We start from the raw sequence: 13,828 nt of genomic DNA on the forward strand, positions 1-13,828 counted from the left end.
CCTCCTTATTAAACGACTGTCAACGATTCAATCATCGTCTACTTACAATTTCTATTATACCACGAATTCTTCAACAATTTTAGCAAAAATCCTTGGTTCTTCGACATGAATTGCGTGACCTACCCCTTTTACTTCACTATAGGTTGATTGCGGAAGCTGCTTATCCATCTCTTGATTTAATTGTACAAATTTTTCGTCCTGTTGACCGACAATAAGAAGTACTTCTTTATTTAAATCAGGGAGTTGATTCCACCAAGAAGGTTGTTTGCCTGTCCCCATTCCTTCTAAAGATTGAGATAATCCAACGGCTGTATGACTTAAGCGTTCACGCCTAATCCTTTGTTGAACTTCTTCAGAAAGTTTTCTTTGTGTATGAAACAAAGGAACTTGCTCCCAGTCATTTATAAATGCTTCAACCCCTTGACTTTGAAGTTTATTTATAAAAGCTTGATCCTTTGCTTGCCTTGCCAGTTGTTGCTCTGAACTTACTAAGCCAGGGGATGCACTTTCAAGTATAAGCTTATCAATATAGCCTGGGTAGAGCATTGCAAACGAAAGGGCTGCACGGCCTCCCATAGAGTAACCTACAAGGTCAATTTTAGAAAGGCCTAGTTTGTTTAATAATACCGATAAATCTCTAGAAAATTGTTCCATCGTTGTTATACCTAGTTCTCCCGTTTCCCCATGTCCAGGCATATCAATTGTAATAGTACGAACTGAAGGAGGTAATGAGGAAATGACTTCATCAAACGTGTGTGAACTTCCAGTAAATCCATGGAGAAAAACCAGCGGAATATTACTTTCACCGTTATCTTCTATCCAATACTTACGCGGACCTGCAGCTACTCTCATTTTTCTATCCCCCCATGTAAGATCGTTTCAGCTATTTTATCCCATCTTGTTTTATGAAATGCCACATGGTCATCTCGACTCGTAACAACTTCTACGACCGATAAACCTTCTTCCTTATAACTGTCCTTTAATGCTTTTTTGTAGGAACTCCAATCGATCACTCGTCTATGAGAACCCCCGTACATTTCAATAACTCCTTGAAAGTCTATACCAAGTGGTGTCCCAAATAATTCTTCAAAATGGTCACTCGATTTAGCATGAGGTAAATAGGAAAAAATCCCACCTCCATCATTATTTATAACTATGATCGTAATGTTTAAATTTTGCTGTTTAGCGATTAGCAAACCATTTAAATCATGAAAAAAGGAGACATCACCTAATAAGAGAGTTGTTCTTCGCCCATTGGCCGCCACTCCTAATGCCGACGACACTACCCCATCAATGCCATTTGCTCCTCGATTTGCCAAAATCGTAATTGCCTTGGGTGAAGACATAAAAAAGCTATCAACGTCCCGAATCGGCATACTATTACCTACAAATAAAACCGACTCATCAGGGATCGCTTCTGACAAATATACAACAGCATGACCTTCATTCATTGCTTCATCAGGTTCTGCTAGCATTTGATCTTTAGCTTCGCCATTCATATGGGTCCATGTACTGAGCCAAGAAGTATTAGTACGACCTTCCTCCAATTGAGAAGCTATTTGATCGCAAAAAACAACGGGGTGACACCATATAAATTCTGTAAGTACACCAGAAGGCTCACGATGACTGGAATACTCATCCACTACAAAATGCTTAATGGAGGATCCATGTTTTTTTACCCATTGTAAATATGCCTTTGAGACTGGCATAGCACCAAACCTCAAAATGTAATCAGGTAATAATCGATTCTTCATTTCATCTGATTTTAATAAAGCATCATAGTTCTCAATAACGTTTATCTTATCATGACCACCTGCCCGTAACTGGGATAGTGGATCTGCCAAAATTGGCACACCTATTCTAGAGGCTAAATTCGTCAGTGATTTTGCAAGTAATGGGTCCGTCTGTGGTCCACAAACGATTAATCCATTCTTATTACTAAGTAAAATTTCTTTGAGCTCGCTAACTTGTTCTTCATTTAAGTGAGCCTTTCCTTTTCTAACGTTCGGAATTAGATTCCTTTCCTCTTTTTCTAAATTGAGCAAAGTGAAATCAGGGAGAAGTGGTTCTCTTAATGGGACATTAATATGAACAGGTCCCGGATGATTGGCTATACTTTCATTAACTGCACGAGCAGCTTGTTTCCTAACATAAGGCAGCATTGATTCTTCAGGTAATGCTAAGTCATGAAACCACTTAACATATGAGCCATACATATTCGTCTGCTCTATTGCCTGAGGGGCTCCAACATCCCTTAATTCATGGGGGCGATCAGCCGTTAAAACAAGCAACGGAACTCTGCTATAATAAGCTTCCACTATAGCAGGGAAATAGTTAGCTGCTGCTGTTCCAGAAGTACACACGAGAGCCACAGGCTTTTGTTTTTCCTTTGCAATACCTAGGGCAAAAAAAGCAGCTGAACGTTCATCTAAATTGATCCAGTGTACTACGTCTTCACTTTCCCGAAACGTCATGGCTAAAGGAGTAGACCTTGATCCTGGAGAAATAACTACATCCTCTACTCCTGAAAAAATAAGCTGATCGACAAAATGACTCATATATTTCGTTAAAGTCGTAATATGATCCATTAATATCCTCCTAAAACAGACAGCATAGGTTTAAACTTAACTCCTGTTTCTTGGTATTCTGCTTCAGGATCAGAATCTTCTACAACACCACACCCAGCAAATAAGGAAGCTTCATTCTTTTGAATGAGTGCTGACCGAATAGCTACAGCAAATTCACCATTATTTTTTCCATCGAACCAGCCCACCGGTCCAGCGTACCACCCACGATTGAGCACTTCATGGGAACGTATATAGTCAACCGATTTTTTCTGGGGCATGCCTCCTAGTGCTGGGGTAGGATGCAAACGACCTACGACATCAAGCAGTGTATACCCTTGTTCGAGAGTGGCTGTAACCGGAGTATATAGATGTTGCAAATTACTTAGCGGATACACTACTGGTGACTTAGGAATTTCCACATCCAAACAACACGCTTCAACAGCTTCTCGTATCATTTGCACAACAAAATCATGTTCTTGACGATTTTTGGGATCTTGAAGCAAGGTTTGTCCCAATTTCTGATCCTCTTCATCATTTCTCCCCCGCGGAGCAGTTCCTGCTAGGCAAGTAGAAACTAGTTCTTGATTATCCACTCTAGCTAAACGTTCTGGAGTGGCTCCGACAAAATAGTCACCTCCACTCTCTATAGCAAAAATATAACTATTATCCTGAGTATTAGATAAGTTCTCTATAACTGCTGCTAGTTCAACCTCTCTACTAAATTTAAGACGTATCTCTCGAGCAAGCACAACTTTTTCTAATTCGCCGTTTTTTATATCTTCAGTAGCCTTTTCAACACTTACTTTCCATTTGTCAGGTGAGATTTCTTCAGTGTTGGATCGGTGCGGCAAATTCACCTCTTCTCGAATACCGTTCAAAAGTTGTTGCTGATCGCTCTTTATTTGGTGAATAATTTGTTGGGCGTGGTCTTCTTCTAATACGAGAATATTTGTCGTTAAATATGACTTTTCATCCTTATTCGTTAATAAATACATAGGAATGGTCATTTGATTATCAGGAAAAGCCTCCCAAGGTGATCTATTAACCTGTTGAGTATCAAAACTAAATCCACCCAATGCCACAAGACCCGTTCCTTTTTCATTTATGCTATCGTATACCTTCGCTTTCTCCTGAATATCATTCCACACAGACTCGACTTCATTAAAACGATGCTGATCAGCTGACTGGATTCTCTGTGCAGAACCAACCCCCGCTAAAACAAACGCTTCATCGGCGCTTCTCCAAAACATGCGATGCTTATCAATTTTATTTGCCCTATCTAAAAAAGCAATACTGTCCGTTCGATCTATTTGATTCACTATACATACTAATTGTGGCTCTCCTTGCAGGGTCGCCTGATTTATAGCTTCCTCTACGATTTCATCAATCTGAGGTATTTTTGTATGAAGCATGAAAATTCCTCCCATCCCCAATAGGGACGATGCATTTAATTATTTTTATCTAAATTAAAACAAACTCTCTTCTATTTTATTCTCTTTCTTGTCAGGACTCAAGGATTCCCTATTTTCCCTAACATATAGTTGCAACGATTGACACTTTCAAACCGTTTCACTAAACTTAAGTTGATATTATAATATAAGGGAGATTTGCTCCATGAGCTCAATACCTAAACAAAATATGAAAGCTTCCTTGAATGAAAGGGATGGATTTCAAGTCTGGTGGCGTTTATTACGTCCCCATACACTAACAGCAGCATTTGTACCTGTTTTTATAGGATCTATGCTGGCCGCACTTGAGGGATCCATTCATCTGGGATTATTTACAGCGATGTTAATCGCATCTATTTTAATTCAGGCCGCAACCAATATGTTTAATGAATATTTTGACTATGTCCGCGGTCTCGACAATGAAAATTCTGTTGGAATAGGGGGTGCCATTGTCCGGGATGGGATAAGTCCCAAAGTTGTGAAGTCACTTGCTTATAGTTTCCTTGGAGTTGCCACTTTATTAGGTTTTTATATATGTTCATCTTCAAGTTGGTGGATTGCGGTGATAGGGTTAATATCCATGTTATTTGGCTACCTATACACAGGCGGACCTTCCCCAATTGCCTACACGCCATTCGGTGAACTTACGGCAGGACTATTCATGGGAACGGTTATTATTGGAATCAGTTATTACATTCAAACGTTATCAATCAGCTGGGATGTTATTATCATTTCTATTCCTGCAGCCATTTTTATTGGGGCTATCCTTTTGTCTAACAACATTCGAGACCGAGTAGGTGATGCCGAAAATGGTCGGAAAACATTGGCGATTCTTTTTGGTCATCAAGGCTCTATACGTTTTTTAATGACTGTATTTATTCTTGCCTATAGTCTTACATTAATTATGATCCTGGTCGGAATGCTGCCCCTATGGTCTATCATTACCTTTCTGAGTTTAATGAAAGCTATAAAAGCTGTGCGCGGGTTTGTTGGAGAAAAGCAACCTCTCGAAATGATGCCAGCGATGAAAGCAACTGCCCAAACAAATACAGTGTACGGAATATTATTAGGATTGTCATTGTTGATCCACCTTTATATTCCACTCACACTTTAGGATGGTTCTGACCATCCTTTTTCTATAGGTTTGATCGACTATCATAAAAAAAGGAATGATAATTATGGAAATTTCAATGAAGAATACCTTAATGGAAACGTTAGGAATAGAGGTTGTTATAGCTAATCCTGAAGAAGTAACGCTCCGCATGCCGGTTAATCAGCACACACATCAACCCATGGGATTCCTGCACGGAGGGGCAAGTGTAGCTCTGGCGGAATCTGCCGCAAGCATCGCATCGTTCCTAAATATCGATCCTAAAAGCCAGCAAGTATTTGGTATTGAGATTAACGCAAATCATATTAAAAGCGTACGAAGTGGTTATGTATATGGTACAGCCAAGCCTTTCCACATTGGTAAAACTACAATGGTTTGGGAAATTTCTATAATTGATGAAAAAGAACAGCTGATTTCCATATCTCGTTGCACTGTTGGCGTTGTAGCGCTTAAAAATTCGTAGCTACCTGAAAAATAAATTTTTTTCCTTTAAAGAAGTAAGTAGTTCAGTTTTGGAGTACAACTTTTGAAAAAACACACTCCAGAACGAGCTGCTTTTTCATTGTGAATTCATGACTAAAGTCGTAATGTTTAACGTTTGGATTTTTAATGCCCAAGCGTTCTTTTTTATATTTTCTTGTTAAACTAAAGCCCCAGATTGTGAAAGACTCAACTTCGGGACATTCCGGTGGTTTCCGTTACAAAGGATGGCGTTTGAAGGTCCGGGAAATCCCCGCTTTCCATGGGCATGTGGCGAGCTTCCTCAGGCTACGCCTTCCGGGATCTCACCGATCATGTTCATCCCACAGGAGTCTTGGGATTTCCCGGATCTTCTTGCTTTCGTGAGGAGAACGGAAACATCGGATAAGCTACTTCACGTGAGCAGAATGCCCCATGCGTGAGAATCTTGCAGGTTGAGGCTTTATTCTAAAGCATAGTAAGACGCATTCTCCTATGCCGGGGATTCGTTCATTTCCATGTCGAATGGGGTGGCTTTGAAACGACGAGACTCCCGCGGGAGAAGGAGCTAGGCGAGACCCCACAGGGAGTGTCAACGACCGAGGAGGCTTGCCAGTTCCCCCGCAGGAAAGCGAGTTGTTTCAAAGCCACCCTATCCCTTATACGGTAACGAACCCCCATGATCTCGGAATCAATTTTTAAACAATTCTGCTCTGTTAATTTAAGAACCGTCCTTCACAGACTCCACAATTATTTTAACATAAAATGACAATTATCTACTTAGTCTATATAAAATAACAGACCAAATCATATGCGATTTGATCTGCTAATTCGTATGCTATTTCGTAAGCTCTCCACCGAAACGGAACTACTTAAGCGAATGCATACCTCTTAAGAAGAGATTTTAATTTTTGTAGTCTAGAACTGAACTAGTTAGAACATAAGTCACTCTTCTTTTTTATCATCATTAATCATCTAAAGGATTCATACTCTCGTTTCCTGACATATTTTCAATCATAAAAACAAGTAATTCTATTTCCTCATCGATATCTTGTATACTTGCTGTTTCCACCGGAGAGTGCATGTAACGGAGCGGAAGAGAGACAAGGCTCACAGGTACCCCCTTTCCTGTTAAACGCATACGGTCAGCGTCTGTGCCCGTAGCGCGAGAGGTTAACTCATATTGTACTTTCATGTTTAATTCTTTGGCACTGGACTCCAACAGCTGATTGATTTTTCGATTAATTGGGGCCCCTTTAGCTAAAACAGGACCTCCTTCTAACGTAATATCACCATATTTATTTTTATTAACTCCAGGATAATCAGTAGCAAACGTCACATCACATGCAATTGCCATTGTCGGTTCGATTCCAGCTGCTGCAAAATAAGCTCCTCCCATATTCGTCTCTTCATTTACTGTACTTGCTGCATAAACACCTACATTTAAATTTTTCTTTGACAGTCTACGAAGTACTTCACCGATAATAAATTGTCCGGTACGATTATCAAGACCACGCCCCGTAATATACCGATCCATTAGGATTTCAGGTTCACGCTTATAAACAACTAAGTCTCCAATTTTTATAAATTCATCGATTTCTTCTTTTGATTTTGCGCCACAGTCGATAAATAGTTCATCAAGACCAAAATCACCTTTTATACCACCATGATGTTGAGCATTGACACCGATCACTCCATTCACTTTCTTGTGTTCACCAAGTATAGTTACCTTCATACCTACTGCAGCTTTTGGATTGATTCCCCCCATCTTGTCAAAGTGAAGAAACCCTTGTTCATCGATTCGGTTAATGACTAAGGCAATTTCATCACAATGCCCTGCTAATAACACTTTAAATTCTGCTTCTGGATTTAAAACAGCAATCGCGTTTCCAGAGTGATCTGTTCGAATTTCATCAGCATATGGCTTCATTTCCTGGATCCATTTTTTTTGAATATCCATTTCCATACTAGAAGGAGAAGCTGTAGATAATAGTTCCATCAATAAATTCTGGGCTTGCTTGTTCATATGTAATACCTCCTCAAGTTTCTATATAAAATTATACCACCCCAACTATGAATTAAAAAATCCGCATAAAAACCGCTTAGATAGGGAACAGAAAAGAGTGTACAGATAACAAGGAGGTAATTATAAATGCAGTTAGATTGGTTCGAAAAAGGTGAAAAAATCTCCAAGCTATTATCTTAACGGAGGATTGGTGTGGTGACGCCATGTTAAACATTCCTATTTTCTTAAGAATTTCCGAATCTGCCAATATAGAGACACATTTCTTATTAAGGGATGAGAACTTGGAGTTAATGGATCAATTTCTTAGCAATCACTCTTCTAGGTCTATCCCAAAAATTATTATCATGGATCAAGCAGGAAATGAATTACTAAATTGGGGTCCGCGGGCTCCAAAGATCCAACAATTTATTGATAACTCAAGTACAAACTTACCTCATCAACATGAAGAGCAATTTAAAGAAAAACAAAAAGAAATGTTCCAATTCATTACAAAAGCATTTCGTGACAATGAAGATTTTAGATCATATGTTTATCAAGATCTAAAAGAAACATTAACAAAAATATAATTTCCCATTAAAAGCGCCTCTTTTATGAGACGCTTTTATGTTTGAAGTCCTCAAGTATAAGCCATACTAGATAAAAAAAGAGGAGTTCCGTTATGCAACAATGGGTTCGTCTATATTTTCAATTACCGTTGTTCCTACGTTTATTAGGGACCGTTTTAATTTTTATGCTATTTTTTGGCAGTCTCATTCACATTATTGAACCTGACAATTTCCCTACTTTATTTGATGGAATTTGGTGGGCGTTCGTGACGGGTGCTACAGTAGGCTACGGGGATTATGTCCCCTTAAGTACAGCAGGTAAAGTAACAGGCATTTTATTAATTTTAGCTGGTGGAGGAGTGGTCACGTTTTACATGGCTACGCTCTCAGCAGCTACAATCACCCATGAGCGAAACCTTTCAAGAGGAAAGGTTAATTTTCGAGGGAAGAACCATCTAATTTTAATTGGTTATAATGAGCGAACCCGCCAACTTATTGAAATGATGACGGAACATAATCGCCATGAAGATATTGTGCTCATTGATCGAACGATGAAAAAACTATATAAGCATCATTCGAATGTCCACTTTATCCATGGGGATGCAACTATGGAAGATATTTTAGAAAAAGCGAATCTCAGAGAGGCAAAGACAGCCATAATCACCGCTGATCCATCTAAAACTGAGCATCAAGCCGATCAATCCGTAATTCATCAAATTGTTGCTCTAAAAGGTCATAGACCACAGTTATTCATTATTGCGGAAGTATTAACGGATCAGCAGCGAATCAATGCAGAGCGAGCAGGAGCGAATACAGTGATTCGATCCAATGATTTTATGAGTAGCCTATTATTTCATGAACTTTATCACACCGATCCTGTAGAACCATTTCAATTGTTATTAGAATTGTTAACATCTAGGCAATTCCACGAAGAAGCTATTCCCTCCTCTTTAAAAGAGGAAACAATGGAAGAAGCCGTTAATTACTATTTCAAAAAAGGGTCCATTGTCATTGGTTATCGTAAAGATAGAAACCTTTCATTTTTAATCGAACCTTTAACACCCTTAGAGAACATCCAAACCTTAATCGTCCTTATTCCTTTGCGTACGTAGAGCTTGCTCAGCATCTTCTAATACTTGTTTTCCTGTTGAAATGAATTTCTCAGGAAACTCTCCGTCCTTATCTTTTGGTTCTTGAAACTGGTCGACCATTGCTCTAAAGTTTCCTTCTCTCACATGATCGTCTATACTATCCTGATACACATGGGATAAGAGATAAGGTTGGCGTATGATGACCATTGTTGAATCTGATGGGGAATCAAAGTCACTTGCCGTTACTTCGAAAGGGATTCTTAAATATTGGTAGCCCTCCTGATCGTCAATTTTATAATCTAGATAGCCATGATCATATTCCCAGTTGTCAGCAAGACTAAATCCTAAAGGCGTTAGAGCTTGTTCTAATTCATGGAAAACATAAATATTATCAGTTAATTCAGACTCTAAAGTAATCATCTCATTCACTCCTTTAGAGTATAGTTTACCCAAAAAAAACACCTCCAATTAACCAATGATTGGAGGTGGTGGAATTATTATATTATAAACGTTTTTCCAGTTCTTCTTTCTCTTTTTCGAATCCAGGTTTCCCTAGAAGGGCAAACATGTTTTTCTTATAAGCTTCCACACCTGGTTGATCGAATGGATTAACTCCAAGAAGATAACCACTAACAGCACAAGCTTTTTCAAAGAAGTAAGCTAAGTATCCAAATGTATAAGCATCAAGTTTTGGAAGGTGAACAATTAAGTTTGGAACTTGACCATCCGTATGTGCCAACATCGTGCCCTGGTAGGCTTTTTCATTAACATAGTCAACTGTTTGACCAGCTAAGTAATTCAAGCCATCTAAGTTTTGTTCCTCTTCTTCAATTGTAAAATCAGACTTTGGCGTTTCTACATGAAGTATAGTTTCAAATAGATCACGACGTCCATCTTGTACATATTGACCTAATGAGTGGAGATCCGTCGAGAAGTTTGCTGAAGATGGATAAATTCCTTTTTGGTCCTTACCCTCACTTTCACCAAATAACTGTTTCCACCATTCCGAGAAGTACTGAAGAGATGGCTCATAGTTAATCATCATTTCGATCGTTTTCCCTTTACTATAGAGCGTGTTTCGGACAGCCGCATATTGATAGGCTGGGTTTTCAGATAACTGATCAGAACTTAGCTCTTTCCGTGCTCCCTGAGCCCCTTGCATCATCTCTTCAATATCAATGCCACTTACAGCGATTGGAAGCAAACCAACAGCTGTTAGTACGGAGTAACGTCCACCTACATCATCAGGAACAACAAAGGATTCATACCCTTGTTCATCAGCCAATGTTTTAAGCGCACCTTTGTCTTTATCTGTAGTAGCATAAATCCGCTTTTGCGCTTCCTCTTGACCGTACTTTTCCTCTAAGAACTTACGAAAAGCTCGAAAAGCAATAGCAGGTTCAGTCGTTGTACCACTCTTGGAAATTACGTTAACAGAAACATCTTTTCCTTCTAAAAGGTCGTACAAATCATTTAAATATGGGGCACTAACGCTATTTCCAACAAAGAATACTTGTGGAGTTTTTCTTTGGTCTGATGAAAGCTCATTGTAAAAGCTGTGGTTTAGCATTTCTATCGCAGCCCGTGCTCCCAGGTAAGAACCGCCAATGCCGATAACAAGTAATACATCGGAATCCTCTTTAATCTTTGCTGCTGATTTTTGAATGCGAGCAAACTCTTCACGATCGTAATCTTCAGGTAGATCAAGCCAACCTAGAAATTCATTTCCCGTACCCGTCTTTTCATGAAGTGCTTTGTGAGCTAACGATACAGCATCTTGCATATATTCAAGCTCATGTTCAGCAAAGAAAGGCAATGCTTTTTCATAATCAAAACGTACATGTGTCATCTGAATTCCTCCATAATAAAAAATGATTTTAAACTAATCCACTTTCACTTTATCGAAACCTAGCGAGCAAATCAAGTAAGTAATTAATTGTGACGCATTCAATAAGGATAAAGAGACACAGCAAACTGTGTCTCTTTATCAGAATTATTTAGACATTTCTAAAATTTCTTTGACATCATTCTCTTCTAATGATTTAAAGTTTCCGAACGCGCCTCGTTTCATGGCACGATTAATGATTACATCGAATTTATCATCGTTAATGTCATAATAAGCAAGGGTTTCTGGCGCTCCTAAGGAAGACCAAAATGTACGCAGTTCATTAATTCCTTCTTCTGCTACTTGTCGCTCGGATTTCCCTTCGGAATTTACATGAAACACGTTCGTTGCTAAACGAGCAAAACGAGTAACGTCTACTTCTAAATTATGCTGCATCCAATTCGGGAACAAAATAGAAAGGCCTCCAGCATGCGGAATATCATGTACAGCTGATACAGCGTGCTCAATATTGTGAGTAGCCCAATCGCCACGATATCCCATTTGTAACATTCCATTTAATGCCATAGTTCCTGCATATAATATGGTTTCACGGTGTTCATAAGACTCTAAGTTATCGAGTAACTTTGGAGCAGTATCAATAACAGTCCTCAATACTCCTTCAACCATTTCATCTTGAGATGGAGATTGAGTATTATTATGGAAATATTGTTCAAGTAAATGACTCATCATATCAACAATTCCATAAACGGTTTGATCCCGTGGAACAGACATTGTATTTTGTGGATCTAAGATAGAAAATGTTGGATACGTATAAGGTGCAAAGCCCCATCCGTACTTTTCATTGGTTTCCCAGTTCGTAATAACAGCTCCACCATTCATTTCAGATCCTGTTGCAGCCAATGTAAGGACCGTACCAAAGGGAAGTGCACCATCTGGAGTAGCTTGTCTTGTGACTAGATCCCAAGCATCTCCACTATATTTAGCCCCTGCTGCTATAGTTTTGGTACAGTCAATCACACTGCCTCCACCAACAGCTAAGAGAAAATCAACACCTTCTTTTTTACAAATATCTATGCCTTTTCTTACTGTAGTTAATCTAGGATTCGGCTCAACACCTGCTAGTTCATGTACTAGAACATTTGATTTATTTAGTTGTTCCATGACATTATCATAGACACCATTCTTTTTAATGCTACCTCCACCATAAACGACCAATACTTTTTTTGTTTCTTTCGGAAGTTGCTCTGGTAACATTTCAACCTGATCCTTACCAAATATTAACTTTGTTGGATTATAAAATGTAAATGTATCCATTTCCATTCTCCTCTCTTCATTAAACATCATTACTACATTATCACATTATCCCCTATCTCAAACGGTTTCTCAAAAGAAATGCGTTATGTATAAAATTTCTAACATCGTTCAACCTATAACTATTCAAAAGTATAAGGAGGTTGAAGAAATGAGTTGGATTCAAAGAGTAGCACTAGTGTTAATTATCATCGGGGCCATTAACTGGGGACTGATCGGCCTTTTTCAGTACGACCTTGTAGCTGGACTATTTGGTGGAGGAGAACAAAGTGGAGCTTTTGCACGTGTCATCTACACTCTCGTAGGAATTAGCGGACTTATTGCCATATCCATATACTTTTCACGCACCGCTGAGCACAATGATGCCGCTGCTGAGGTAACAGAATAGTAATTAATAAGAAAACCCGGCTTTTTAAAAGCCGGGTTTTACTCATTTGCATTATTTACGATACTTTTCGCGGTCATCAGACTGTTTGATCCAATCCTCTAATTTATCTTTTAGAGTATTGAAACCTGCAGAAGCATCTTCTTGTTGTTGCTTAGGTGCAACTGCTTGCTTACGCGGACGACGCGGCTCTTGCTTCGGTGCTTCTTGAGTAGCACGGATGGAAAGAGAATATTTATTGCTTTTTTCATCAATGTTTAGAATTTTAACTTGTACTTCGTCACCTTCAGTTAGGTGCTCGTTAATATCCTTTACATAGCCGTGTGTCACTTCAGAAATATGCACTAGACCTTGCACTTGATCATCAAGAGCAACGAATGCACCATATGGCTGAATCCCTGTTACTTTACCTTCTAATACTTGACCTTCTTGAAACTTATCTGACATGCTATACAACTCCTGATATAAATTATTCGTTTCTTTTCACGCAATTATTGATTTTACCACACCTTTTCATTTTAAGCAAAGAAGTTATAAGAGGTCCTTAACTTTATATATGTTCATGATATAATAACTAAAAGGATGAGGAGGTAATTTTTATGTCTATTGGAGATAATTTACAAAAGTATCGAAACCTAAAGGAATTTACTTTAAAGGAACTTGCTGAAAAATCCAGAATAGGTGTTCATGCTCTAGAATCATATGAATCTAACGAAAGAGTACCTGAATTAGATACAGTTTTGAAAATTTCTACCGTACTTGATATCCCAGCTTCAGAACTTATGGAAAGCGAGGATCACAAAAATATAGACGATGAACTACACAATCTTGTCCAGCAAGTAGGCGTCAAAAGATCAAAATTACTATTAAGAAAAGCTCTTGATTTTTCAGAGGAAGACGTTTTAAAAGCTATGAACCTCCTTTACGAACTAAATGAAGAAAAAAGTAAAAAAGAGGTTTAGATGATAAGAAAAAAGGCTATATTAATTAGCGTAAGACTTTCTCGTATTCCCCCTGTGTAAGCAAAGCGACCGTTCGC

At 38.7% G+C, this 13,828-nt stretch carries 13 protein-coding genes and 1 pseudogene; 6 read left to right on the plus strand and 8 right to left on the minus strand.

Annotated features, from left to right (window positions below; genetic code table 11):
- Positions 1–54 precede the first annotated feature (54 nt).
- From menH to ACFQIC_RS19305, 3 genes are read right to left on the minus strand one after another with little or no spacing between them, the layout of a single operon-like run.
- On the minus strand, positions 55–852 hold the full coding sequence (gene menH / locus ACFQIC_RS19295) for a 2-succinyl-6-hydroxy-2,4-cyclohexadiene-1-carboxylate synthase (RefSeq protein ID WP_204708454.1): 798 nt from the start codon (positions 850–852) through the stop codon (positions 55–57).
- A complete protein-coding gene (menD, locus tag ACFQIC_RS19300; protein ID WP_204708453.1) occupies positions 849–2,588 on the minus strand; it encodes a 2-succinyl-5-enolpyruvyl-6-hydroxy-3-cyclohexene-1-carboxylic-acid synthase in 1,740 nt (579 codons plus the stop codon). Before menD ends, menH begins: the two co-directional genes overlap by 4 nt.
- Positions 2,588–3,979: an isochorismate synthase gene (locus ACFQIC_RS19305; RefSeq protein WP_204708452.1), complete on the minus strand. Its 1,392-nt coding sequence runs from the start codon at positions 3,977–3,979 to the stop codon at positions 2,588–2,590. Before ACFQIC_RS19305 ends, menD begins: the two co-directional genes overlap by 1 nt.
- A gap of 202 nt (positions 3,980–4,181) precedes the next feature.
- Here ACFQIC_RS19305 and ACFQIC_RS19310 point away from each other — a divergent pair, with 202 nt between their 5' ends.
- Together ACFQIC_RS19310 and ACFQIC_RS19315 are read left to right on the plus strand one after the other, a co-directional pair.
- Positions 4,182–5,129, plus strand: a complete 948-nt coding sequence (locus ACFQIC_RS19310; protein WP_204708451.1) for a 1,4-dihydroxy-2-naphthoate polyprenyltransferase — start codon at positions 4,182–4,184, stop codon at positions 5,127–5,129.
- A gap of 70 nt (positions 5,130–5,199) precedes the next feature.
- A complete protein-coding gene (locus tag ACFQIC_RS19315; RefSeq protein ID WP_390217796.1) occupies positions 5,200–5,589 on the plus strand; it encodes a hotdog fold thioesterase in 390 nt (129 codons plus the stop codon).
- A gap of 963 nt (positions 5,590–6,552) precedes the next feature.
- Here the strand turns inward: ACFQIC_RS19315 and ACFQIC_RS19320 are convergent.
- Positions 6,553–7,611 (minus strand): M20/M25/M40 family metallo-hydrolase, encoded by a 1,059-nt coding sequence (locus ACFQIC_RS19320; protein ID WP_204708449.1) that lies wholly within the window; start codon positions 7,609–7,611, stop codon positions 6,553–6,555.
- Positions 7,612–7,778: 167 nt separating this feature from the next.
- On the opposite strand from ACFQIC_RS19320, the pseudogene ACFQIC_RS19325 reads away from it, so the two are divergent.
- Together ACFQIC_RS19325 and ACFQIC_RS19330 are read left to right on the plus strand one after the other, a co-directional pair.
- Positions 7,779–8,177, plus strand: a pseudogene (locus ACFQIC_RS19325) (thioredoxin family protein); the annotation flags it as partial.
- 92 nt (positions 8,178–8,269) lie between these two features.
- Positions 8,270–9,268, plus strand: a complete 999-nt coding sequence (locus ACFQIC_RS19330) for a potassium channel family protein (RefSeq protein WP_204708447.1) — start codon at positions 8,270–8,272, stop codon at positions 9,266–9,268.
- Here the strand turns inward: ACFQIC_RS19330 and ACFQIC_RS19335 are convergent.
- The 3 genes from ACFQIC_RS19335 to ACFQIC_RS19345 form a co-directional block, all read right to left on the minus strand.
- Positions 9,239–9,700 (minus strand): YugN family protein, encoded by a 462-nt coding sequence (locus tag ACFQIC_RS19335; protein ID WP_390217712.1) that lies wholly within the window; start codon positions 9,698–9,700, stop codon positions 9,239–9,241. The genes ACFQIC_RS19330 and ACFQIC_RS19335 overlap by 30 nt on opposite strands.
- Positions 9,701–9,749: 49 nt before the next feature.
- Positions 9,750–11,096, minus strand: a complete 1,347-nt coding sequence (locus ACFQIC_RS19340) for a glucose-6-phosphate isomerase (RefSeq protein ID WP_204708446.1) — start codon at positions 11,094–11,096, stop codon at positions 9,750–9,752.
- Between the two features lie 144 nt (positions 11,097–11,240).
- Positions 11,241–12,407 carry an iron-containing alcohol dehydrogenase gene (locus ACFQIC_RS19345; protein ID WP_204708445.1) on the minus strand — a complete coding sequence of 389 codons (1,167 nt, stop codon included), beginning with the start codon at positions 12,405–12,407 and terminating at the stop codon, positions 11,241–11,243.
- A gap of 148 nt (positions 12,408–12,555) precedes the next feature.
- On the opposite strand from ACFQIC_RS19345, the gene ACFQIC_RS19350 reads away from it, so the two are divergent.
- Entirely contained in the window at positions 12,556–12,792 is a 237-nt protein-coding gene (locus ACFQIC_RS19350; RefSeq protein WP_204708444.1) for a DUF378 domain-containing protein, read from the plus strand.
- Between the two features lie 51 nt (positions 12,793–12,843).
- On the opposite strand, the gene yugI is transcribed toward ACFQIC_RS19350, so the two are convergent.
- The gene (yugI, locus tag ACFQIC_RS19355; RefSeq protein WP_204708443.1) at positions 12,844–13,236 is read right to left on the minus strand and encodes a S1 domain-containing post-transcriptional regulator GSP13; all 393 of its coding nucleotides are present in this window, start codon (positions 13,234–13,236) and stop codon (positions 12,844–12,846) included.
- 152 nt (positions 13,237–13,388) lie between these two features.
- Here yugI and ACFQIC_RS19360 point away from each other — a divergent pair, with 152 nt between their 5' ends.
- Positions 13,389–13,751, plus strand: coding sequence for a helix-turn-helix domain-containing protein (locus ACFQIC_RS19360; protein WP_204708442.1), 363 nt, complete (start codon positions 13,389–13,391; stop codon positions 13,749–13,751).
- Positions 13,752–13,828: the final 77 nt, after the last annotated feature.

It is taken from the genome of Halobacillus seohaensis (genome assembly GCF_042663045.1).
GTDB lineage: Bacteria > Bacillota > Bacilli > Bacillales > Halobacillaceae > Halobacillus_A > Halobacillus_A seohaensis.